Source organism: Herbaspirillum sp. SJZ106, from assembly GCF_006715495.1.
In the GTDB taxonomy this organism is placed as follows: Bacteria; Pseudomonadota; Gammaproteobacteria; order Burkholderiales; family Burkholderiaceae_D; genus Herbaspirillum.
Genome location: NZ_VFNI01000001.1, coordinates 272,577 through 295,518, shown reverse-complemented (window position 1 = coordinate 295,518; position 22,942 = coordinate 272,577). Strand labels below are relative to the sequence as shown.

The 22,942-nt window shown below is 64.6% G+C and carries 19 protein-coding genes; 11 read left to right on the top strand and 8 right to left on the bottom strand.

The genetic code is table 11. The features are described from left to right. Positions 1 to 50: 50 nt before the first annotated feature. Complete coding sequence (locus tag FB598_RS01305) at positions 51 to 1,556, top strand: M81 family metallopeptidase (protein WP_141911878.1); 1,506 nt, start codon at positions 51 to 53, stop codon at positions 1,554 to 1,556. A gap of 9 nt (positions 1,557 to 1,565) precedes the next feature. On the opposite strand, the gene FB598_RS01300 is transcribed toward FB598_RS01305, so the two are convergent. Beyond that, entirely contained in the window at positions 1,566 to 2,381 is an 816-nt protein-coding gene (locus FB598_RS01300) for an ABC transporter substrate-binding protein (protein ID WP_141911876.1), read from the bottom strand. A 273-nt stretch (positions 2,382 to 2,654) separates the two neighbouring features. Between FB598_RS01300 and FB598_RS01295 the strand changes: the two genes are divergently transcribed. After that, positions 2,655 to 4,400 (top strand): IlvD/Edd family dehydratase, encoded by a 1,746-nt coding sequence (locus FB598_RS01295; protein WP_141911874.1) that lies wholly within the window; start codon positions 2,655 to 2,657, stop codon positions 4,398 to 4,400. A 166-nt stretch (positions 4,401 to 4,566) separates the two neighbouring features. Here the strand turns inward: FB598_RS01295 and FB598_RS01290 are convergent, their stop codons facing one another. After that, positions 4,567 to 5,460 carry a LysR family transcriptional regulator gene (locus FB598_RS01290; protein ID WP_141911872.1) on the bottom strand — a complete coding sequence of 298 codons (894 nt, stop codon included), beginning with the start codon at positions 5,458 to 5,460 and terminating at the stop codon, positions 4,567 to 4,569. 188 nt (positions 5,461 to 5,648) lie between these two features. Between FB598_RS01290 and rarD the strand changes: the two genes are divergently transcribed. Together rarD and FB598_RS01280 are read left to right on the top strand one after the other, a co-directional pair. After that, complete coding sequence (rarD, locus tag FB598_RS01285; protein ID WP_141911869.1) at positions 5,649 to 6,542, top strand: EamA family transporter RarD; 894 nt, start codon at positions 5,649 to 5,651, stop codon at positions 6,540 to 6,542. Positions 6,543 to 6,691: 149 nt separating this feature from the next. Further along, the gene (locus FB598_RS01280; RefSeq protein WP_255463929.1) at positions 6,692 to 8,218 is read left to right on the top strand and encodes a GGDEF domain-containing protein; all 1,527 of its coding nucleotides are present in this window, start codon (positions 6,692 to 6,694) and stop codon (positions 8,216 to 8,218) included. 129 nt (positions 8,219 to 8,347) lie between these two features. Here the strand turns inward: FB598_RS01280 and FB598_RS01275 are convergent, their stop codons facing one another. Both FB598_RS01275 and pepN read right to left on the bottom strand, forming a co-directional pair. Next, positions 8,348 to 9,349, bottom strand: coding sequence for a class 1 fructose-bisphosphatase (locus tag FB598_RS01275; RefSeq protein ID WP_141911864.1), 1,002 nt, complete (start codon positions 9,347 to 9,349; stop codon positions 8,348 to 8,350). A gap of 56 nt (positions 9,350 to 9,405) precedes the next feature. Beyond that, positions 9,406 to 12,099 (bottom strand): aminopeptidase N, encoded by a 2,694-nt coding sequence (gene pepN / locus FB598_RS01270; RefSeq protein ID WP_141911862.1) that lies wholly within the window; start codon positions 12,097 to 12,099, stop codon positions 9,406 to 9,408. A 343-nt stretch (positions 12,100 to 12,442) separates the two neighbouring features. On the opposite strand from pepN, the gene FB598_RS01265 reads away from it, so the two are divergent. Beyond that, positions 12,443 to 13,096 (top strand): DUF4136 domain-containing protein, encoded by a 654-nt coding sequence (locus FB598_RS01265; protein ID WP_141911860.1) that lies wholly within the window; start codon positions 12,443 to 12,445, stop codon positions 13,094 to 13,096. 33 nt (positions 13,097 to 13,129) lie between these two features. On the opposite strand, the gene FB598_RS20605 is transcribed toward FB598_RS01265, so the two are convergent. The 4 genes from FB598_RS20605 to FB598_RS01250 form a co-directional block, all read right to left on the bottom strand. Beyond that, positions 13,130 to 13,300 (bottom strand): hypothetical protein, encoded by a 171-nt coding sequence (locus FB598_RS20605; RefSeq protein ID WP_183405774.1) that lies wholly within the window; start codon positions 13,298 to 13,300, stop codon positions 13,130 to 13,132. Between the two features lie 30 nt (positions 13,301 to 13,330). Next, positions 13,331 to 14,305: a quinone oxidoreductase gene (locus FB598_RS01260; RefSeq protein WP_141911857.1), complete on the bottom strand. Its 975-nt coding sequence runs from the start codon at positions 14,303 to 14,305 to the stop codon at positions 13,331 to 13,333. A gap of 62 nt (positions 14,306 to 14,367) precedes the next feature. Continuing rightward, positions 14,368 to 15,285: a DMT family transporter gene (locus FB598_RS01255; protein WP_141911855.1), complete on the bottom strand. Its 918-nt coding sequence runs from the start codon at positions 15,283 to 15,285 to the stop codon at positions 14,368 to 14,370. Positions 15,286 to 15,541: 256 nt separating this feature from the next. Continuing rightward, the gene (locus tag FB598_RS01250; RefSeq protein WP_141911853.1) at positions 15,542 to 17,125 is read right to left on the bottom strand and encodes a helicase HerA-like C-terminal domain-containing protein; all 1,584 of its coding nucleotides are present in this window, start codon (positions 17,123 to 17,125) and stop codon (positions 15,542 to 15,544) included. Positions 17,126 to 17,280: 155 nt separating this feature from the next. Between FB598_RS01250 and FB598_RS01245 the strand changes: the two genes are divergently transcribed. The 6 genes from FB598_RS01245 (at position 17,281) to rsfS (ending at position 22,928) form a co-directional block, all read left to right on the top strand. Next, the gene (locus FB598_RS01245; RefSeq protein ID WP_141911850.1) at positions 17,281 to 18,006 is read left to right on the top strand and encodes a YebC/PmpR family DNA-binding transcriptional regulator; all 726 of its coding nucleotides are present in this window, start codon (positions 17,281 to 17,283) and stop codon (positions 18,004 to 18,006) included. 74 nt (positions 18,007 to 18,080) lie between these two features. Then, positions 18,081 to 19,349, top strand: coding sequence for a phosphoribosylamine--glycine ligase (purD, locus tag FB598_RS01240; RefSeq protein WP_141911847.1), 1,269 nt, complete (start codon positions 18,081 to 18,083; stop codon positions 19,347 to 19,349). A 267-nt stretch (positions 19,350 to 19,616) separates the two neighbouring features. Next, on the top strand, positions 19,617 to 20,447 hold the full coding sequence (locus tag FB598_RS01235; RefSeq protein ID WP_141911845.1) for a mechanosensitive ion channel family protein: 831 nt from the start codon (positions 19,617 to 19,619) through the stop codon (positions 20,445 to 20,447). A 122-nt stretch (positions 20,448 to 20,569) separates the two neighbouring features. Then, positions 20,570 to 21,490 (top strand): oxygen-dependent coproporphyrinogen oxidase, encoded by a 921-nt coding sequence (gene hemF, locus FB598_RS01230; protein WP_141911843.1) that lies wholly within the window; start codon positions 20,570 to 20,572, stop codon positions 21,488 to 21,490. Continuing rightward, positions 21,490 to 22,164 (top strand): nicotinate-nucleotide adenylyltransferase, encoded by a 675-nt coding sequence (locus FB598_RS01225; RefSeq protein WP_141911841.1) that lies wholly within the window; start codon positions 21,490 to 21,492, stop codon positions 22,162 to 22,164. Before hemF ends, FB598_RS01225 begins: the two co-directional genes overlap by 1 nt. After that, positions 22,164 to 22,928 (top strand): ribosome silencing factor, encoded by a 765-nt coding sequence (rsfS, locus tag FB598_RS01220; protein WP_141911838.1) that lies wholly within the window; start codon positions 22,164 to 22,166, stop codon positions 22,926 to 22,928. The genes FB598_RS01225 and rsfS overlap by 1 nt, the downstream gene beginning before the upstream one ends. Positions 22,929 to 22,942 lie beyond the last annotated feature (14 nt).

Below are 22,942 nucleotides of genomic sequence, written 5' to 3'. Positions count from 1 at the left end.
GCCCTTGTTCGCTTTTACCCGATTGACTTGATCGATTGTCAGGATCTCGCATGCGCATCGCCATTGGCGGCTTCCAGCACGAAACCAATACGTTCTCCCCCACGCCTGCCGGCTGGCAGGATTTTCTCGCCGCCGACACCTGGCCTGGCCTGTTGCAAGGCCCGGCGCTGCTGGCGGAGATGACGCCGGCCGGCGGCGCCCAGGCGCGCAATATCCCGATTGCCGGCTTCATCGGCGCGGCGCGGGATGAGGGTGCGCATACGCTGCTTCCCCTGTCCTGGTGCGCCGCCGGTCCCTCCGGCCGCGTGACCGAGGACGCCTTCGAGCGCATCGTGGCGCTGCTGCTGGAGGGGATCGCCCTGGCCCGGGCCGACGCCGTCTATCTCGACTTGCACGGCGCCATGGCCGCCGCCCACATCGACGACGCCGACGGCGAGATCCTGCGCCGCGTGCGCCTGGCCATTGGCGACGATATCCCGCTGGTGGCCAGCCTGGACCTGCATGCCAATGTCTCGCCGCTGATGGTCGACAGCGCCGACCTGCTGCTGGTCTACCGCACCTATCCGCATGTGGACATGGCCGCCACCGGCGCACGCGCCTATGCCTGGCTGGCGCGCCGGCTGCAGGGTATGCCGCGCCCGCGGGCGGCATGGCGCCGCATCCCCTTCCTCATTCCGATCTGCTGGCAATACACCGGCGCCGAACCGGCGCGTTCGCTGCGGCGACTGCAGGAAGCGCTCGACAGCGACACGCTGGCCGCCGGACTGGCCATGGGTTTTCCCGCGACCGATGCTGACAAATGCGGCCCGGCAGCATGGGCCTATGCGGCCAGCGCCGACGCCGCGCGCGCCGCAACCGACCGGCTGGCCGCAGCCGTCGAGGCCGCCGAATCCGGTTTCGCGGGCGACATCCTTGACGCCCGCGACGCCGTCGCCCGCGCCCAGGCGCTGCTGCGTTCGCCAGGCGCGACCGGCCCGGTCATCATCGCCGACGGCCAGGACAATCCCGGCGCCGGCGGCAGCGCCGACACGACCGGCCTGTTGCGCGCCCTGGTCGCGGCCGACGCGCGCAACGCCGTCATCGGCCTGCTGGTCGATGCGCAGGCTGCGACGCAAGCGCATGCGGCTGGCGCAGGGGCCGAGGTGCGCCTGGCGCTCGGCGGCAAATCCGGGATCGCCGGCGATGCGCCTTTCGAGGCGACGTTTCGCGTCATGCGCCTGCACGGCGGCGATGTCGATGCCACCGGCAGCGTCTTCAAGGGTTACCGGCTCACGCTGGGTCCATCGGCCCTGTTGCAGATCGGCGGCGTGCAGGTGATCGTCGTTTCCCGGCCGGTCCAGCTGCTGGATCTGGCGCTGCTGCGTTTCGTCGGCCTGGCGCCGGAGAGGCTGGACATCATCGCCGTCAAGAGCGTGGTGCATTTCCGCGCCGACTTCGAGCCGCTGGCGCGCGCCGTGCTGCTGTGCGCCTCGCCGGGCGCCTTTGCGCTCGACCCGTCGACGCTGCCCTGGACCAAGCTGCCCGGCGACATACGTCGCAAGCCAGCGTCGCCCTGAGGCGCCCGGTTATTTTGCCGGCGCGATGACCGGTGCTGACGTTTTCCCCTTGGCGGGCGCATCGATCTTGAGTGCCGAGGTATAACGATCCAGGATCGCCTGCAACTCGCCGCGTTTTTGCATCGACTCCAATTGGGTGTTGATCCTGGGCAGATACTTGACGCAGGGATTGGCCTTGCTCAGGGCGATGAAATTATCCGTTGCGGTCACATACGGCTTGAGCGCCATGAAGCGGTCGGTCTGCCGGGTCTGGCTCAGATAGACCATGCCGCTGTAATAGCCGGTGATGAGATAGTCGATGCTGCCGGCATCGAGCTTGCTGAAGTTCATATAGGCCTTCTGCGCCTGTTCCACCTTGAGGTTATCGCGCAGGAACTCGTCGAAACCGCCGCCGAACTGGTTGCCCATGGTGATGGCGCCGCGCTTGCCGGCCAGGTCCTTCCAGCCTGAATAGCTGAAACTGCGGTCGCGCGCGACAAATACCGCAATCGGATTGGAGAAAAGCGGAACCGCAGTGAAGGCCAGGTATTGCTGGCGCTCGGGCGTGTTCTTCAGGGAAGCCACCATGGCCACTTCACCGCTTTCCGCATCCTTCAGTACGCGATGGAACGGCCCCACATAGCGTACCTCGAACGGGATCTCCAGCGCGGCCAGCGCGTGCGAGGCGATTTCGATGCTGGCGCCGGTCAGGCGCTTGCCGTTGTACCAGTGCAAGGGCGCATAGTCGGAATCGGCGGAAATGACGACTTTCGTGCATTCGGCCCCTTGCGCCGCCGTGGCGATGGCCGCGGCCATCAGCAGGCCGGCAGGCATGAATCCCTTCATGGCATCTCCTCTGTGCCGGGCAGCGCCGGGCGCGCCTCCCGCATCCCTTGTTTTTTTCTTGGTGCGATGAAACCAGCATAACAGCAACTCGCGACAGCGCAACCGCAATCCCGCCGGCCAAACCTAAAAAATTTTTTGGTATGAAGATCAAGACACGCGCTGTTTGGCTCTCCATCCCTTTGAAATACTTGTCGCAGTTGAAAGGATGATCGCGGGCCGCCGCCCTCTCCGTTTGAACGCCCTCCTCCAAGAACGCTTCCAGGGAAATCAGCCATGCGCAAGAAACCACCCGCCGATGACAAGGCACAGCCCGCCACCGGCATGCGCCGCGGATTGACTTCCTACGGCGACCAGGGCTTTTCGCTGTTCCTGCGCAAGGCGTTCATCAAGGGCGCCGGCTATACCGACGATGCGCTGGCCCGCCCGGTGATCGGCATCGTCAACACCGGCAGCGCCTACAACCCCTGCCATGGCAACATGCCGCAGCTCATCGAGGCGGTCAAGCGCGGCATCATGCTGGCCGGCGGCTTGCCGATGGACTTTCCCACCATCTCCATCCATGAGAGTTTCGCCGCGCCCACCTCGATGTATCTGCGCAACCTGATGTCGATGGATACGGAAGAAATGATCCGCGCCCAGCCAATGGATGCCGTGGTATTGATCGGCGGCTGCGACAAGACGGTGCCGGCGCAGTTGATGGGCGCCGCCTCGGCCAAGCTCCCTGCGATCCAGCTCATTACCGGTTCGATGCTGACCGGATCGCACCGCTCCGAACGCGTGGGCGCCTGTACCGATTGCCGCCGCTACTGGGCCAGGTACCGCGCCGACGAAATCGACGACGAGGAAATTGCCGACGTCAACAACCAGCTGGTCGCCAGCGTCGGCACCTGTTCGGTGATGGGCACGGCCAGCACCATGGCCTGCATCGCCGAGGCCATCGGCATGACGGTGGCCGGCGGCGCCTCGCCGCCGGCGGTGACCGCCGACCGCATCCGCGTGGCCGAACAGACCGGCGCGCGCGCCGTGCAACTGGCCCACAGCGGCCTGACGATCGACCGGATCCTGACCGAAAAGGCTTTCGACAACGCCCTGCGGGTGCTGCTGGCCATCGGCGGCTCGACCAACGCCATCGTGCACCTGGCCGCCATCGCCGGACGCGTGGGCCTGGAAATCGATCTGGCCAGGCTCGACCGCATGGGCCGCGAGACGCCGGTGCTGCTCGATCTCAAACCCAGCGGTTCGCACTACATGGAGGATTTGCACAAGGCTGGCGGCGTCGCCACCTTGCTGCGCGAACTCAAGCCGCTGCTACACCTGGATGCGATGACGGTCAACGGCATCACGCTGGGCGAACAGCTGGCAGCGCAAGGCCCCGGCTTCGCGCAGGACGTGGTGCGCAGCTTCGCCGATCCGATTTACCCGCAAGGCGGATTGGCAGTATTGCGCGGCAACCTGGCGCCCGGCGGCGCCATCATCAAGCAATCGGCGGCCGATCCGCAACTGATGGAACATGAGGGCCGCGCGGTGGTGTTCGATAACCTGCAGGACCTGGCCGAACGCATCGACGACGAATCGCTCGACGTCCATGCCGACGACATGCTGGTGCTCAAGAACATCGGCCCGCTGGGCGCGCCCGGCATGCCGGAGGCAGGCTACATCCCGATCCCGCGCAAGCTGGCGCGCCAGGGCGTCAAGGACATGGTGCGCATTTCGGATGGCCGCATGAGCGGCACCGCGTTCGGTTCCATCGTGCTGCACGTCACGCCCGAGGCAGCCATTGGCGGGCCGCTGGCCTATGTGCGCACGGGCGACCGCATCCGCCTGTCGGTGTCCCGGCGTGAACTTTCCCTGCTGGTGTGCGAACAGGAACTGGCCCGGCGCGCGCAAGAGCATCCGGTCGTCAAGCCCGTCGCCGGGCGCGGTTACCGCAAACTGTTCCTGGAAAACGTGACGCAAGCCGACCAGGGCGTCGACTTCGCATTCCTGCGCGCGGAAAACCTGCAGCGCAAGGATACTTAGAAGCTGTTGCGAAATGACCTGATCACCGTTCGAACTGAGCAGATCCTTCGGGGCCGTATCGAAGGCGTATCGAAGGCGTATCGTCCGTGAGCCTTCGATACGCGGCTTCGCCGCTACTCAGTCCGAACGGACGGATACAACCCAACAACAATGTCGCAACAACCTCTTAGCGCACGCTCGTCCGCGCCCCGGCCAATGCCCTCACCGCCTCGTCGGCGAACACGCGCGCCAGCGCCACATGCGGCGAATGGCGCGCGGTGATCAGGCCGACGCGGCGTACCGGCGCACGGCCTGGCAGCTCGATCTTCACCAGTGCCTGGCCGCCGTCCCACAACGCCGACCAGTCGGGCAACAGCGATACGCCCAGGCCTTTGCCGACCATCGCCGCAATCGCCAGCAGGCTGTCGATCTCCAGTCGCTGGTGCGGCACGATGCCATGGTCGCGCAGATAGCGGTCGGCCAGCTGGCCGCCCAGCACGTTGCGGTTGTAGCGGATAAAGGGCTCATGCCGCAGCAACGCGTGGGCGTCTGTCCCTGCGCTGCCGGCCGGCGCGATCACCACCAGCGGCTCCTCCATCAGCGGCAGCCATTCGCAGGTCTTGGGCACGGCGAACTGCGGTTCCACCACCACGGCGGCATCGAGTTCGCCGGCCGCGACCTTGCGGCACAACTCCACCGAGGCGCCCGGTTCCACGTAAATGCTGACGTTGGGATAACAGCGATAGAAACGCTGCAGCAGCGACGGCAATACGCCGGTCATGGCCGAAACGAACACGCCAAGGCGCAGTTCGCCGACCTCGCCTGCGCCATCGCGCGCCAGGGCCTGCATGTCGCGCGCCGAGCGCAGCAAGGCATGCGCGCTTTCCAGCACTTTCAGCCCTTGCGCGGTGGGACGCACGGAACGTCCCGAACGCTGGATCAGCGGTGCGGCCAGGCTTTGTTCCAGCGAACGCACGCGCGCGGCCACCGCAGCAGCGGTCAGGTCGAGCCGGCGGGCGGCCTCCGCGAGCGAACCGCTTTCCACCACGGCGACGAAGCTTTGCACATATCGGATATCCATCGGAACCGGTCTCATCCATCGTTTTAGAACTCATTCCATAAATAGGAATGAGTTCTAGTTGTCCACGCAGTGTAGCGCGTCAAGGCGGCATCTTGTGTCCGGCCTCTGACGCCGGCATCCGCATGCCGTAGAATCGCGTCTTTGCCGCTGCCCGACCGAGGCGCAGCGGCCAACCCGATTGGCATCGTATGAACCACCATGAAACCGTCCGCGGCATCGGCCTGTCGGTGCTGGCGTCCACGCTGTTCGCCCTCCTCTCCGGCTATACCCGCCTGCTGGCGCCGCTCGACGGCCTGGACATCTTCGCCTGGCGCATCCTCTGGACCACGGTCGCGGTACTGGCCCTGATCGCCTGGCGCCGCCACGGCGCGCAACTGAAAACGGCCTGTGGCGAGATCGCCCGCGATCCCGGCAAGTGCCTCTCGCTGCTGGCCATGGCCGCCATGCTGGGCGTGCAGCAATGGCTGTTCTTGTGGGCCCCGGTCAACGGCCGCGCGCTGGAGGTGTCGCTGGGATATTTCCTGCTGCCGCTCACGATGGTGCTGGTGGGACGTTTCCATTACGGCGAGCGGCTCAATTTGCTGCAGCGCATGGCGGTACTCTGCGCACTGGCCGGCGTGGCGCACGAACTCTGGATGACGCGCGCGTTTTCATGGCCCACGCTGCTGGTGGCGCTGGGTTATCCGCCCTACTTTATCTTGCGTCGCCGCATCAGGCTGGATTCGCTGCTGGTCTTCACGGTCGAACTGTTGCTGCTGGTGCCGGTCGCCGCCCTGGCGTTGGCGCTGAACGGTTCGTTCTCTCTTACGGTGCGGGAACCGGCAATGTACCTGTTGCTGCCCGGGCTGGGCATACTCAGCATGGTGGCGCTGACCTGCTATCTGCGCGCCGGCAAATTGCTGCCGATGGGATTGTTCGGCATCCTCGGCTATGTCGAGCCGGTGCTGCTGGTGCTGGTCGCCATGGCGGTGCTGGGCGAGTCGCTCGGCGCGGCCCAGTTGGGCACTTATGTGCCGATCTGGATATCGGTGGGACTCACTGCCGTCCATAGCGTGCGACTCATGCGCCGGCCGCCGAATTAAGCATGTTTTCCCTTTCAATTTTCCGGCTGCGGGCTTAACCTTCTCCCTATACTGATCCTTACGGCTGCCAGCTGGGGGACAAAAACAGGCGACCGATTTCAAGGGGTATTCGCATGCAAGCGATACGGCCAGGGGAACGCCAGGAAAAGATGCACCCCGTATCAAAACGCGCCAAGCTGTTTGTCGTCCTGGCCTGCGTGGCCATTACGGTACTGCATGGATGGCAAAGCTGGGGGGCGCGCAACAGCGATCTGGACAACGCCCGGATCGTTTCCGGCAACATGGCCAGGGCGCTGGCGCAACATGCCAACGATGCCTTCCAATCCATCGACGGGCTGTTGCTCAACGTGGCCGACCGCGTCGCCGCCCAGGGCATGGGCAACCCCCTGGTGGCGGAGATGGCGCCGTTGCTGCATCGCCTTTCCGTTGAAATGCCTGAACTGGACGGCTTGCTGATCTGCGACGAGCTGGGCAACTGGGTCGTCAACTCCTCCGGCGAGCCGCATCAGGACGGCAACAGCAGCGACCGCCCCTACTTCATTTTCCATCGCGGTCACGACGACCGCACTCCGCTGATCGGCACGGTACTGCGCAGCCGCAGCACGGGCCGCTGGGTCATCCCGGTCTCCCGGCGCATCAATCACCAGGACGGCAGTTTTGCCGGCGTCGCGCTGGCGACGATCGACCTGGCCTACTTCACCGAGTTTTACCGCACGTTCGATGTCGGCGCCCGGGGATCCATCGGATTGCTGCTACGCGACGGGACGCTGCTCACGCGCCAGCCTTTCGATGAAAAACTGGTCAACCGGGACTTCAGCGACAGCCGGCTGTTCCGCCAGTTGCTGCCGGCGGCCCAGACCGGCGCCATCGCCAACAATTCGCGCATCGACGGCGTGCGCAGGCTGTTCAGCTACCAGGCGATCAGAAAGTATCCGCTGGTGGTTACGGTCGCCTTGTCCGAAGACGATGTCCTGGCAGACTGGTATCAGGAAACGGCGGTCTACAGCATAGGGGTCCTGCTCCTGCTGCTGCTGATCGCGACCTTCGGCTGGCACCTGATCGGCCAGATCGAATTGCGCCTGCAAGCCGAGCTCAAGGCTCTCAAAGCCAAAGACGAACTGCAGGAGTTGAACCGTACCCTGGAAACGCTGGCGCACCAGGATGGCCTGACCGGACTGGCCAACCGCCGCCATTTCGACCATGTGCTGGAAAAAGAGTACCGACGCGCCTGCCGGGGCGGCGGCCCATTGTCGCTGGTGCTCATCGACGTCGATTTCTTCAAGCAATACAACGACATCTATGGCCACCAGGCCGGCGATGAATGCCTGCGCCAGATCGGCAAAGTGCTCAAGAACCAGGAGCGCAGGTCTTCCGATCTGGCCGTGCGCTACGGCGGCGAAGAGATGCTGTTGCTGCTGCCCAATACCGATGAAGCCGGCGCGGCGCAAATCGCTGAAACCATCCGGGCGGGCATCCAGGCGCTGGGCATTGCCCACAGCGCCAGCCCGGCCGCCGTGGTCACCGTGAGCGCCGGCGTCAATAGCATCCTGCCCGACCGGCAGCACATCCCGCCGATGGAAGAACTGCTCGGAAAAGCCGATGCCGCGCTGTACGAAGCCAAGCGCGGCGGACGCAACCAGATGCGGCAAGCCAGGCAAATGCCCGATACCGTTTGAGCCGTAAAAAACGCGGCATGAAAAACGGCGCCGGCATGCTGCATGCCGGCGCCGTTTTCGATGCTGTGCAAGCCGTCCTGCGACGGCCTGCTGCTTTATTCCCGCGTTTATTCCTGCTTTTATGCCCGCTTATTCCTTGTGATAGGAAGTCACGCGCTCCACTTCGTTCTTCGATCCCAGGAACACGGCCACGCGCTGGTGCAGCTTTTCCGGCTGGATGTCGAGGATGCGCTGCTTGCCATCGGTGGCGGCGCCGCCGGCCTGCTCGACGATGAAGGCCATCGGGTTGGCTTCATACATCAGGCGCAGCTTGCCTGGCTTTTCCGGTTCGCGGGCGTCGGCCGGGTACATGAAGATGCCGCCGCGATTGAGGATGCGGTGCACGTCGGCCACCATCGAGGCGATCCAGCGCATGTTGAAGTCCTTGCCGCGCGGACCGGTGACGCCGGCCAGCATTTCATCGACGTAACGCTTGACCGGCGGGAACCAGTGACGCTGGTTGGAGGCGTTGATGGCGAATTCCTTGGTGTCGGCCGGGATCTGGATGTCCTTTTGGGTGAGCACCCAGGCGCCCATTTCGCGGTCCAGCGTGAAGCAATGCACGCCGTCGCCGGTGGTCAGCACCAGCACGGTTTGCGGGCCGTACACGGCATAGCCGGCGGCGACCTGCCTGGTGCCGGGCTGCATGAAGTCCTTTTCGCTCGGCTCGGCCATGCCGTCCGGCGCCTTGAGCACCGAGAAGATGGTGCCGATGGAGACGTTGACGTCGATGTTGGAAGAGCCGTCCAGCGGGTCGAACATCAGCAGGTATTCGCCCTTCGGGTAGCGGTTGGGGATGCGGTGGATGGTCTCCATTTCCTCGGATGCCATGGCCGCCAGGTGGCCGCCCCATTCGTTGGCTTCCAGCAGGATCTCGTTGGAGATCACGTCCAGTTTCTTCTGCACTTCGCCCTGCACGTTTTCGCTGCCGGCGCTGCCCAGCACCTCGCCCAGCGCGCCCTTGCCGACGGCGTGCGAAATCGACTTGCAGGCGCGGCCGACGACTTCGATCAACAGGCGCAGTTCGGACGGAATCTTGTTGTGCAGGCGCTGCTGCTCGATCAGGTGTTGCGTGAGGCTGATGCGTTTCATGGTGTTCTTCCCTGTTTGAAAATGATGAATGCTATGTCTGTGCGCAATTCCTGGGCTCAATCCGCCAGCGCCTTGGTGACGACTTCGGCAACGTCGCGCGACAAATCGGGCGACGACGCCACCTGTTGCAACGCCAGGCGCATTTTCTCCTGCAGCGCCGGCGTGTATTTGCGCCAGCGGTCCAGGCTGCGCGCCAGGCGCGCGGCGACTTGCGGATTGCTGCCGTTGAGTGCGATGACCTGTTCGGCCCAGAAGGTGTAGCCATTGCCGTCCAGCGCGTGGAAAGCCGAGGGGTTGCCGTTGCAGAAGCTGAAGATCAGGCTGCGCGCGCGATTGGGGTTCTTGAGCGTGAATGCGGGGTGCGCGGCCAGCGAGCGCACGGTGTTGACGTCGGCATCGCGGGCCGTGGCTTGCAGCGTGAACCACTTGTCGATCACCAGCGCCTCGCTGTCGAACTCGTCGTAGAAACCTTGCAGCGCCTCGCTCTTGCCGCTGGCGGTACTGTTGACCAGCGCCGCCAGCGCGGCCAGGCGGTCGGTCATGTTGTTGGCCTCGGCGTCCTGGCGCTGCGCCAGTGCCAGCGCTTCGGCGTCATCCAGCTCGGCCAGGTAGGACAGCGCCACATTCTTGAGTGCGCGGCGGCCGGCCGAGGCGGCATCCGGACTGTAGGCGCCGGGCGTCCGGTTGGCATGATAGGCCGCCAGCAGATCGTCGCGCAGCGCGCGCGCCAGCGAACGGCGCAGGAACTGGCGGGCGATGTGGATGGCGTGCGGATCGATCACTTCCATCTGCTCGGCGATCATGGTTTCGGACGGCAGCGTCAGCGCCAGTTCGCGGAATGCCGGATCGAGCGACTCATCGTTGAGCGTGGCGCGCAGCGCATCGGCCAGGGCGCCATCGTGTTCGATGTTGTTGAGCACGGTATCGACCGCCACCACATGGCCGGACTGGCGCGCGGCCTGCACCGCCACCGTGAGGTTGAGCAGGCGGCGCATGGCCAGGCGCTGCCCGGCTTCCCAGCGGTTGAACGGATCGCTGTCGTGCGCCATCAGGAAGGCCAGCTCGGCATCGCTGTATTCGTATTTCAGCACCACCGGCGCCGAGAAGCCGCGCAGGATCGACGGCACCGGGGCCGCATCGATGCCGGTGAAACGGAACGTCTGCCTGGCCTTGGTCAGTTCCAGCACGCGGGTGCCGGCTGCTGCCCCGGCGCCCTCGCCTTCGAGCCTGAGGGGGATGTCGCGTCCCTTGGCGTCCAGCAGTCCGACGGCGACGGGGATATGGAAAGGCAATTTCTTCTTCTGGCCGGGCGTGGCCGGGCAGCTTTGCTCCAGCGTCAGTTCCAGGGTCTTGCCCCTGGCGTCGTAACGCACGCTGGCATCGACCTGGGGGGTGCCGGACTGGCTATACCAGCGTTCGAACTGGCTCAGGTCGCGCTGGTTGGCGTCGGCCATGGCGGTACGGAAGTCGTCGCAGGTCACGGCCTGGCCGTCGTGCCGCTTGAAGTACAGGTCCATGCCCTTGCGAAAGCCCTTGCGGCCCAGCAAGGTCTGGTACATGCGCACCACTTCGGCGCCTTTTTCGTAGATGGTGACGGTGTAGAAGTTGTTGATCTCGACGTAGGAGTCGGGCCGCACCGGGTGCGCCATCGGGCCGGCGTCTTCCGGGAACTGCGCCTGGCGCAGCACGCGCACGTCGTCGATGCGCTTGACGGCGCGGCCGCTGTCGGTGCCGATCATGTCGGCCGAGAATTCCTGGTCGCGGAAGACGGTGAGGCCTTCCTTCAGCGACAGCTGGAACCAGTCGCGGCAAGTCACGCGGTTGCCGGTCCAGTTGTGGAAATATTCGTGCCCGACCACCGCTTCGATGTTGGCGAAGTCGACATCGGTGGCGATGCGCGGGTTGGCCAGCACGTACTTGGTGTTGAAGATGTTCAAGCCCTTGTTTTCCATCGCGCCCATGTTGAAGTCGCCGACGGCGACGATCATGAAGCGGTCCAGGTCCAGCTCCAGGCCGAAGCGCTCGACGTCCCAGGCGATGCTGTTCTTGAGCGAATCCATCGCATGCTGGGTCTTGTCGAGGTTGCCCTCTTCCACCCACACCTGCAGCAGCACTTCGCGGCCGGACTCGAGCTTGTAGGTCTCTTCCTGGCAGACCAGGTCGCCGGCCACCAGCGCGAACAAATAAGACGGCTTCTTGAACGGGTCTTCCCATTTGGCGTAGTGGCGGCCGCCGGGCAGGTCGCCCTGCTCGACCAGGTTGCCGTTGGACAGCAGCACCGGGTATTTCTTCTTGTCGGCGCGCAACATGACCGTGTACTTCGCCATCACGTCCGGACGATCCGGGAAGAAGGTGATCTTGCGGAAGCCCTCGGCTTCGCACTGGGTGAAGAAATTGCCGTTGGAGACGTACAAGCCCATCAGCGAGGTATTGCGGTCGGGATGGGTGAGCGTCTCGATCTCCAGCACGGCCTTGGCCGGCGCCGCCGGAATGGTCAGCACGTGGCCGGCCAGGCGGTAGTCGCCCTTGGCCAGCGTCTTGCCGTTGACGCGCAGGGCGACCAGTTCCAGCTCTTCGCCGAACAGCACGATGTCGCGGCCGGCCGCGGCCGGGTTGCGGCGCATGGCGATGCGGGTCGCCACGCGGGTGGCGGCGGGTTCCAGGTCGAATCCCATTTCAACGGTATCGACCAGATAGTTGGGAGCGGCGTAGTCTTTACGGTGGATCGTCTGTGGCGTATCGGTGCGCATGGAGCCTGTCCGGGAAAGGAAATGAAGAAAAAACGGGCCAAAGCCGGATTTTACCAATCAACCCGCGCCTCGCGGGCAGAAAGACGGCAATCGCGGCGGCGAAATCCATCCTGCTTCTGGCACAGACCTGCGCTGGCGCGGAACGTTCTTGCCTTTCCGGAAAAGCAGGGGTTGCCGCCTGTGCTGCGACGGCAACCGCTTTCGCCTGCCGCACTACTGCCGCACTACCGCACTACAATAGACGCCATGCTCGCCCGGGATCGAAACACGCCTGTGCCGGTCGAAGCTTCATCGCCCGACCCGGCCACGCCGCGGGCAGTTTTATCTTGATTGGAGATATGCCATGAAACGCCGGCTCTTTTTATTCATCGCGGCCGCCAGCCTGCTGCTGTCGGGCTGCGCTTCCGTGGTCGAAAGCGATGTGACCGCCTTCCACGCATGGCCGGCCGAGGCCAATGGCAAATCCTACGTGTTCGCCCCTGCCAAGGAGCAGGAGAACAATCTCGAATACGGCAACTATGCCCGCCTGATCGGCCAGCAGTTGCAAGCCCTGGGCTTTCGCGAGGCGGCCGACAAGAAGTCGGCGCAACTCAGCGTCAGTTTCCGCTATGGCATCAACACCGAGCAGGTGGTGGTAACCCGCCCGGCCTACGATCCCTTTTTCTATGGCCCGGCGCCCGGCTGGGGCCGTTTCGGCCCCCATCCTTACGGCTTCTATGGCCCCTATGGGCCGTTCTACGATCCGTTCTGGTACGGCGGGCCGATGCAGACCACCAGCTATCCGGTATTCCTGCGCCGCCTGCAGATCGCCATCGCCAACGCCGGCGACGGCAAGCCGCTGTATGACGTGGTGGTCGACAGCGACGGCAACCGCGGCGGCCTGGCGGCGGCCATGCCCTACATGGTGCGCGCGGCCTTCTCCGAATTCCCCGGTCCCAGCGGCGTGACCCGGCACATCAAGATCCAGGTCGAAAAAGACGGCAAACCCGCGCCATGACCCGCGCCTGAATGCCAGGCCCAACCGTGGCGGTTACGAGAAATAGGCTTCGCTGCCAAAGGTAATGGCCACGATCAGCAACACGGCGCAAATCAGCACCGCCAGCAAGCGCCCGAACCTGGGCGAGCCGTCATCCCCGGCCGGCTGCTCCGGCGGATGCCCCATCGGGTTGCTGCGCCCGGGATCGTTCTGCAAGTCACTCATGGCATTGGCCTCCAGGCCTCGCGGCAATGGTCAGGGAATCAGGATAGTCGAGCCGGTGGTCTTGCGCGCTTCCAGGTCGGCATGCGCCTGCCCCGCATCCTTGAGCGCATAGCGCTGGTTGATCTCGATGCTGATCTGCTTGCTTTCGACCATGGCGAACAGGTCGGCGGCGGTGGCGTCGAGGTCGGCGCGGGTGGCGGTGTAGTTGCCCAGCGATGGCCGGGTCAGGAACAGCGAACCGCGCGATACCAGTTCCGACACGCCGAACGGCGCGACCGGGCCGGAAGCGCTGCCGAAGCTGACCATCATGCCGCGCGGGCGCAAGCAATCCAGCGAACCGATGAAAGTATCCTTGCCGATCGAATCGTAGACCACCGGCACGCCTTTTCCGCCGGTGATTTCCTTGACGCGCTCGACGAAGTTCTCGGTCTTGTAATTGATGACATGGGTGCAGCCGTGCTTGAGCGCCAGCGCCGCCTTTTCGTCGCTGCTGACGGTGCCGATCACGTTCACGCCCAGCGCGCGCGCCCATTGGCAGGCAATCAGGCCGATCCCGCCGGCGGCGGCGTGGAACAGGATGGTCTCGCCGGCCTTGACCGGATAGGTCTGGCGCAGCAGGTATTGCACGGTCATCCCTTGCAGCATCATGGCCGCGGCGGTATCGAAGCCGATCGCATCGGGCAGCTTGACCAGGATGTCGGCCGGCATCACACGCTCTTCGGCATAGGCGCCGTTGGGGCGGCCGGCATAGGCGACGCGGTCGCCCACCTGGAAGCTGGCCACGCCGGGGCCGACCGCCTCGATGGTGCCGGCCGCTTCTTGCCCCAGGCCGGCAGGCAGTGGCTGCGGGTACAGCCCGGAACGGAAATACACATCGATGAAGTTCAGGCCGACCGCCGCGTGGCGGATGCGCACCTCGCCCGGCCCGGGTTCGCCCACCTCGACATCGACGTATTCCATCACCTCGGGGCCACCGGTCTTGCTCATGCGGATTGCTTTTGCCATGTCAGTCTCCTTTTTCTCTGGATCGATCGAAATATCGGATTGGCCGTCTCGGGACAGCCGGTTCAAATCTTCTTGCGCGACAGCAGCCAGATGCCTGACAGCACCAACGCCGTGCCGACCAACTGGACGCCGGTAATGGGTTCGTCCAGCAGCGCCGCGCCCATGAACAGCGTCGACACCGGCCCCACCAGTCCGGCCTGGGCGGCGGTCGGAGCGCCGATGCGCGCCACCGCGACCATGGTCAGGAACACCGGCAACACCGTGCAGAACACGGCGTTGAACAGCGACAGCTGGTAGACGCCGGCGGCCTGGACGAACAATGCGGACGGCGTGCGCAAGATGAAGAACTGGATCACGCAGGCGACGGTGGACACGCACATCGCATACGCCACCAGCCGGATCGCGCCGACGCGGCGCACCAGCTCGCCGGAAGAAATCAGGTAGATCGAATAGGTGAAGGCCGAACCCAGCACCAGCGCGCTGCCGAGGATGACATTGCTGCCGCCGGTATTGAGGTCGTGCAGCAGCACCAGCACGGTACCGAAGTAAGACACGGCCAGCGCCGCCCATTCGATCCAGCCGACCCGGCGCTTGAAGAAAGCAAAGGCGATCAGCATCACGAAGGACGGCGTCAGGAACAGGATCAGCCGCTCCAGCCCGGCGGAAATGTATTGCAGGCCGAGGAAGTCGAGGAAGCTGGACAGGTAATACCCCATCAGGCCCAGCACCGTGATGCGCAGGTAATCGGCGCGCGCCAGCGGCGGTTCGCTGCGGGCCTTCCAGATCGCCACCGCGAGGAACATCGGGAAGGCGAAGATCATGCGCAAGGTGAGCACCATCACGGCATCGACCTGGTAGCGGTACATCAGCTTGGCGACGATGGCCTTGGCGGAAAAGAAGACGGCGCCAACGATAGCCAGCAGCAAACCGCCGAGGAAGGCCTGGCGGTGGGAAGAATTATGGGCGATGGTAGAACTCATTTCATCAGTAGGCGTGAGTGCGAGCGTATCCCGTCTGGGATGGAGTGCAAGGCACGAACTTGGGCCAAGACTGGGCGTCTTGATGCAAGTTCGTAACGCGGCAATCCGCCCAAATGAGCCGCTCCCTACGGGTTCTGTTCAGAACGCATTTCACGCCTACTGATGAAATGAGTTCTCGTGGTCGCGATTGTAAACCGTCCGGCGAATGGCCGCCGGACAGGGGTTTATCCGGCCCCGCCTGCCGCTGGCAAGCGGTTCAACGTTTCTTCATCAGCGAACCCAGCACGCCGCGGATGATTTCGCGCCCGACCTGCGAGCCGAGGCTGCGCGCGGCCGACTTGACCATCGCCTGCAGCGGCGAATCGCTGCGGCGGCTGCTTGCGCCGCCGCCGAACATGCCGCCGGCGGCATCCTTGAGCAAGTCGCCCAGGCCGCCGCCCTCGTCTTGCTGCTGCGGTTGTTGTGATGATTGCGGCTGTTGCGATTGTTGCGCCGGACGCCCGGCCGAAGCGCCCCAGGCATTGGGATCGGCCGGGGCGGACTGCGGCGCTGGCTGCTGCTGGACTGTGCGGCCCTTCAAGCGTTCATAGGCGGATTCGCGGTCGATCGCCTGTTCGTAGATGCCGGCCACCAGCGAAGCGGCCATCAGCGCGCGCCGCTCGTCGTCGGTCACCGGGCCGATCTGCGAGGCCGGGGTCAGCACGTAACCGCGCTCGACCACGTTGGGCCGGCCTTTCTCGTCCAGGAACGACACCAGCGCCTCGCCCACTGCCAGTTCGGTGATGGCTTGCGCGGTATTCAACTGGGGGTTGGCGCGGAAAGTCTCGGCGGCGGCCTGCACCGCCTTCTGGTCGCGCGGGGTGTAGGCGCGCAGCGCGTGCTGCACGCGGTTGCCGAGCTGGCCCAGCACGGTGTCGGGGATGTCCAGCGGGTTCTGCGTGACGAAATACACGCCCACGCCCTTGGAGCGGATCAGGCGCACCACCTGCTCGATCTTTTGCAAGAGCGGCTTGGGCGCCTCGTCGAACAGCAGGTGGGCTTCGTCGAAGAAGAAGGCCATCTTGGGCTTGTCGAGGTCGCCCACTTCCGGCAGGTGCTCGAACAGTTCGGACAGCATCCACAGCAAGAAGGTGGAATACAGGCGCGGCGCATTGAGCAGCTTGTCGGCCGCCAGGATGTTGATGATGCCCTTGCCCGCGGCGTCGGTCTGCATCCAGTCCTCGATGTTGAGCATGGGCTCGCCGAAGAATTTGTCGCCGCCCTGCTCGTCGATGGCGATCAGCCCGCGCTGGATGGCGCCGATGCTGGCCACCGAGATGTTGCCATATTCGGTCTTGAACTCGGCCGCGTGATCGCCCACGTGCTGCAGCATGGCGCGCAGGTCCTTGGTATCGAGCAGCAGCAGGCCGTTGTCATCGGCGATCTTGAACACGAGCTGCAGCACGCCTTGCTGGGTATCGTTCAGGTTCAGCATGCGCGATAGCATCAGCGGCCCCATGTCGGAGACCGTGGCGCGCACCGGATGGCCCTTTTCGCCGTAGACATCCCAGAATGCCACCGGGGCGGCGGCCCAGGCCGGTTCGGGCAGGGCCAGCTGGGCCAGGCGCTGCTTGAGCTTGGGCGAGGCGCTGCCAGCCTTGCCCAGGCCGGACAGGTCGCCCTTGACGTCGGCCATGAACACCGGCACGCCGATATCCGACAGCGCCTGGGCCAGCACCTGCAGCGTCACCGTCTTGCCGGTGCCGGTGGCGCCGGTGATGCAGCCGTGGCGGTTGGCCAACTGCGGCAACAGGCTCAGTTGCTGCGCGGCGTTTTGTGCAATGGGAAGCGGATTGGTCATGGTCTGGGGGCTCTCAGGGCAAAAAATCGGGGGATGGCGATATGGTAAAATTCTGGCCCGATTATAGTCAGAACCCGCCCCGGAAATGTTCCTGATGTTACCGATGTGTGCGCTGATGCGTTCTGATATTACTTATCTCGCAAGAAAGATCCAACATGGCTGGACACAGCAAATGGGCCAATATCCAACACCGTAAGGGCCGTCAGGACGAAAGGCGCGGTCGTATCTGGACCCGCCTGATCAAGGAAATCACCGTGGCCGCCCGCATGGGCGGCGGCGACCCGGACGCCAACCCGCGCCTGCGCCTGGCAGTGGATCGCGCCTCGGATGCCAACATGCCCAAGGACAACGTGACCCGCGCCATCCAGCGCGGCACCGGCGCCCTGGACGGCGTGAACTACGAGGAAGTGCGCTATGAAGGCTACGGCATCAACGGCGCGGCCATCATCGTCGATTGCATGACCGACAACCGCGTGCGCACCGTGGCCGAAGTGCGCCACGCCTTTTCCAAGTTCGGCGGCAACATGGGCACCGAAGGCTCGGTGGCCTTCCTGTTCAAGCACTGCGGCCAACTGATGTACGCGCCCGGCACCGACGAGAACGCCGTGATCGAAGCCGCGCTGGAAGCCGGCGCCGAAGATGTGGTCACCGACGAGGAAGGCGGCATCGAGGTGCTGACCGGCCCCAACGACTTCTCCGCCGTCAAGGCCGCGATGGAAGCCGCCGGCTTCAAGGCCGAAGTGGCCGAAATCACCATGAAGCCCTCGACCGAGACCGTGTTCTCCGGCGAAGATGGCGTCAGGATGCAAAAACTGCTGGACGCGCTGGAAAACCTGGACGATACCCAGGAGCTCTACACCAACGCCGTCATTGAAGAATAATCCGCCACTCCTGCTCCGTTTCTTAGCTCTGTTTCCTAGCTCCGCGCCCCAGTTCATTTTTTAAGCGAATCCACATGAAAATCCTAGTTGTCGGCTCCGGTGGCCGTGAACATGCCCTGGCCTGGTCCATTGCCAAGTCGCCGCGCATCCAGACTGTCTATGTCGCGCCCGGCAATGGCGGCACCGCACTGGACGAACGCCTGCAAAACATCGCCATCACCGACCCGGCCGCGCTGGCCGACTTCGCCGAGAAGGAGCATGTGGCGCTGACCGTGGTCGGCCCGGAAGCGCCGCTGGCGGCCGGCATCGTCAACGTGTTCCGCGCGCGCGGCCTGAAAATCTTCGGCCCAACCCGGGAAGCGGCCCAGCTGGAAAGCTCCAAGGACTTCGCCAAAGCCTTCATGAAGCGCCATGCGATCCCGACCGCCGAATACCAGACCTTTTCCGATGTGAAGGCGGCGCACGACTACATCGCGCAAAAGGGCGCGCCGATCGTGATCAAGGCCGACGGCCTGGCCGCCGGCAAGGGCGTGGTGGTCGCCATGACGCTGGAAGAAGCGCATTCGGCGATCGACATGATGCTATCGGACAACAAGCTGGGCGATGCCGGCGCGCGCGTGGTGATCGAGGAGTTCCTGGCCGGCGAGGAAGCGTCCTTCATCGTCATGGTGGACGGCAAGAACATCCTGCCGCTGGCCACCAGCCAGGACCACAAGCGCCTGCAGGACAACGACCAGGGCCCCAACACCGGCGGCATGGGCGCCTATTCGCCCGCTCCCATCGTCACCCCGGCGCTGCATGCGCGCGTGATGCGCGAAATCATCGTGCCGACCGTGCAGGGCATGGCCAAGGACGGCATCCCGTTCTCCGGCTTCCTGTATGCCGGCCTGATGATCGACGACGAAGGCAATCCGAAGACGCTGGAATTCAACTGCCGCATGGGCGACCCGGAAACCCAGCCGATCATGGCGCGCCTGAAGACCGACCTGCTGACGGTGTTCGAGCACGCGGTGTCCGGCACGCTGGACAAGGTGGAACTGGAATGGGACCGCCGCACCGCGCTGGGCGTGGTGATGGCGGCCTACAACTATCCCGACACGCCGCGCCAGGGCGACCTGATCACCGACATCCCGGCCGAGACGCCCGATTGCGTGACCTTCCACGCCGGCACCACCCTGACCGGCGACCGCCTGACCACCTCGGGCGGCCGCGTGCTGTGCGTGGTGGGCCTGGGCGACAGCGTCAAGGTTGCCCAGAAGCATGCCTATGCCGCCGCCGACCTGATCCACTTCGAAGGCTCGCAAATGCGCCGCGACATCGGCTGGCGCGCGCTCAAGCGCTGAAAATCCTGAACTCGCCGGCCGGCGCTGTTGACATGCCGGCCAGAGGAAGACCATGACCGCTCCCCCGCAAAGCATGCCGTTTTGCGGGGGAGCGCTCTTTTTGGACGGCCTCATCGCATAAAATGGCTGTTGTATTGCAACAAATGTGCGCCACGGCGAACTAATCAGCTTGCGCAGGCCCGCTCAGGATGTTGTCATCCTGGTCAGCTTCAGACGGCCTGCTCGTATTCCCGGACGAAAAACACAAAAGCAGAAAAGGAACCCCGCATGCAACAGCCTCTCCTCAACCTTGACACGCTGATCAACCTCTACCTGGTGCCTTTCGGCCTGAAGGTGATTGCCGCCATCGCCATCTGGATCGTCGGCGGGATCCTCATCAATACCCTGGCCAAGGTGGTGCGGCGCGTGCTCACCGCCCGCCAGTTCGAAGCCACGCTGATCAACTACGCGATTTCCGTTACCCATGTGGTGCTGCGCATCCTGCTGGTGATGGGCATCCTGGAAGTGTGCGGCATCCCCACCACCTCGTTTGCCGCCATGATCGGCGCGGTCGGCGTGGCGCTGGGCGTGGCCTGGTCGGGCCTGCTGGCCAACTTCGCGGCAGGCATCTTCCTAGTGGTGCTGCGCCCGTTCAAGGTCGGCGACTACATCACCGCCGCCGGCCAGACCGGCACCGTCGCCGACATCGGCCTGGTGACCACCATCCTTACTACCGACAACAACCTGCGCGTGGTCATCGGCAACAACAAGCTGTTCTCGGAAAACATCGTCAACTACAACGTCAACGCCACCCGCCGCACCGACCTGCGTTGCCAGATTGCCTATAACGTCAATCCCCAGGAGGCCATCGCGCGCCTGATGGAGCGCATCATGGCCATTCCCAATGTGCTGGAAACCCCGGCGCCGTCGGTCGTTATCCTTGAGTTCAATGCCATCGGCACGCTGCTGGCGCTGCGTATCCATGCCTCTACGGCCAATTTCGGCCAGGTCTCCAACGATGTCCAGAATGCCATCGCCGAGGTCTGCATCAAGCAAGGCTGGCCGGCGCCGGCGACCTACCAGGTGTCGGTGCCTGCGGCGCAGCCGCCTCAGGCCTGAGCGGAAATTGCCACAAACCAGCCCGGCGCCCGCCGGGCTTTTCGTTTGCCCGCCCCGGCAAAGGCCTGGCAAGGTACAATCTCGGGGTTTAGAACTCATTACGTGCCCCAGAGCGACACGCCGTGACCACCTCCCCCAACGCACAAAGCACCACCTCCTCCGTCAAGGCCTACCTGCAGGATTTGCAACAGCGCATCGTCGCCGCCCTTGAGCAGGCCGACGGCAAGTCCTTCCTGTCCGATTCGTGGGTGCGCCCCGAAGGCGGCGGCGGCACCTCGCGGCTGCTGGAAGAAGGCAATGTGCTGGAGCGCGGCGGCGTGGGCTTTTCACATGTGATGGGCAAGAACCTGCCGCCTTCGGCCGCGGCCAACCGCCCGCATATCGCCGGACGCGAGTGGGAGGCGATGGGTGTGTCGCTGGTGCTGCATCCGCGCAACCCGTACATCCCGACGGTGCACATGAACGTGCGTTTCTTCACCACCCATGCGCAGGGGGAAGAGCCGGTATGGTGGTTCGGCGGCGGCATGGACCTGACGCCCTATTACGGCTTCGCTCAAGACGCGCGACATTTCCACCGCACCTGCCGCGACGCGCTGGCGCCCTATGGCGACGATCTCTATGCGCGCTTCAAGCAATGGTGCGACGAATATTTCTACCTGAAGCACCGCCAGGAGCCGCGCGGCGTAGGCGGCATCTTCTTCGACGATTTCAACGCGCTGCCATTCGAGGAGGCCTTCGCCATGCAGCGCAGCGTGGGCGACGCTTTCCTGGACGCCTACCTGCCGATCCTGCAGGCGCGCCGCGACATGCCCTATGGCGAGCGCGAACGCGACTTCCAGGCCTACCGCCGCGGCCGTTATGTCGAATTCAACCTGGTGTTCGACCGCGGCACGCTGTTCGGCCTGCAGTCGGGCGGACGCACGGAATCGATCCTGATGTCGATGCCGCCCCTGGTGAAATGGCGCTACAACTGGCAACCCGAGCCCGGCAGCGCCGAAGCGCAGCTGTACTCGGACTTCCTGGTGCACAAGGAATGGCTGTAATGGCGCCGCCTGCGGAGGTGGCACAGCGCTGCATTGCCGTGCTCGGCGGCAGCTTCGATCCGGTGCACAATGGCCATGTTTTCTTGGCCGAGCATTTCGTGCAACTGCTCCAGCCTGACGAGCTGCGTATCATTCCTACCGGCAACCCGTGGCAGAAGCACGGCTTGCAGGCCGCGCCGAGCGATCGCGTGGAGATGGTCAGGCGCGCCTTCGATCGCCAGCAGGTACCGGTGGTCATCGATGAGCAGGAAATCCGCCGCACCAGCGCGACCTATACCATCGATACCCTGCGCGCACTGCGTGCCGAGCTGGGGCCGGAGGTATCCATCGTGTTCCTGATGGGCGCCGACCAGTTGCAGCACCTGGATACCTGGCAGCACTGGCAGGAACTGTTTGAGTATGCGCACCTGTGCGCGGCCTCCCGGCCCGGCTTCGAGCTGGCCGACGCTCACGTGCCGCCGGCCGTGAGAGAAGAATTCAAGCGGCGCAGCGCTGCGCCGCAAGAGATCCGCAGCACCACGCACGGATACGGCTACCTGGCCCTCGGGCTGGCGGTCGATATCTCGTCGACTGAAATCCGTGCCCAGCTGCAACGCGGCATCCGACCCGATTCGCTGATTCCGGGCAGGGTGCTAGACTATATCGAACAACAACATCTGTACCGAACTCAATAATGGACATCAAAAAACTGCAAACCCTGGTCGTGGACGCGCTGGAAGACGTCAAAGCGCAAGAAATCCGCATCTTCGACACCACCCACCTGACCAGCCTGTTTGACCGCGTGGCGATCGCCTCCGGCACCTCGAACCGCCAGACCAAGGCGCTCGCCTCGTCGGTGCGCGACAAGGTCAAGGCCAAGGGCGGCAATGTCATCAGCATCGAAGGCGAAGACACCGGCGAATGGGTGCTGGTCGACCTGGGCGACATGATCGTCCACATCATGCAGCCTGCGATCCGTACCTATTACCGCCTGGAAGAGATCTGGGGCGACAAGGAAGTCAAGCTGGGCGCCGCCAAGCGCACCGGCACTTCGGCCGCTGCCAAGCGCGTCGCCGATCAGGCTGGCGAGACCGCGGCCCCCAAGATCCGCCGCACCAGGGCACAGGCCGAGGCCGTCGAAGCCAGCCAGGCGCTGGACGATGACGACGACGCGCCGAAAAAGCCGGCCCGCAAGCCGCGCACCACCACCGCCACCGGTACTGCCGCCACGGCGTCCAGGCGTACCGCAGGCACTGCCGCGACCACGCGCACCACACGCACTACCACCGGCACCAAGGCCACCGCGCCCAAGACCAAGACCACCACGACCCGCAGCAGCACCGCCAAGGCCGGCAGCAAGACCGCCGCGCCCAAGACGCCGGCCGGCAAGACCGTGCGCGTGGCGGCAGCCAAGAGCGCAACCGCCAAGAAACCGGCTGCCAAGCGCGCCAAAGCCTAAACCGCTCCGCGATC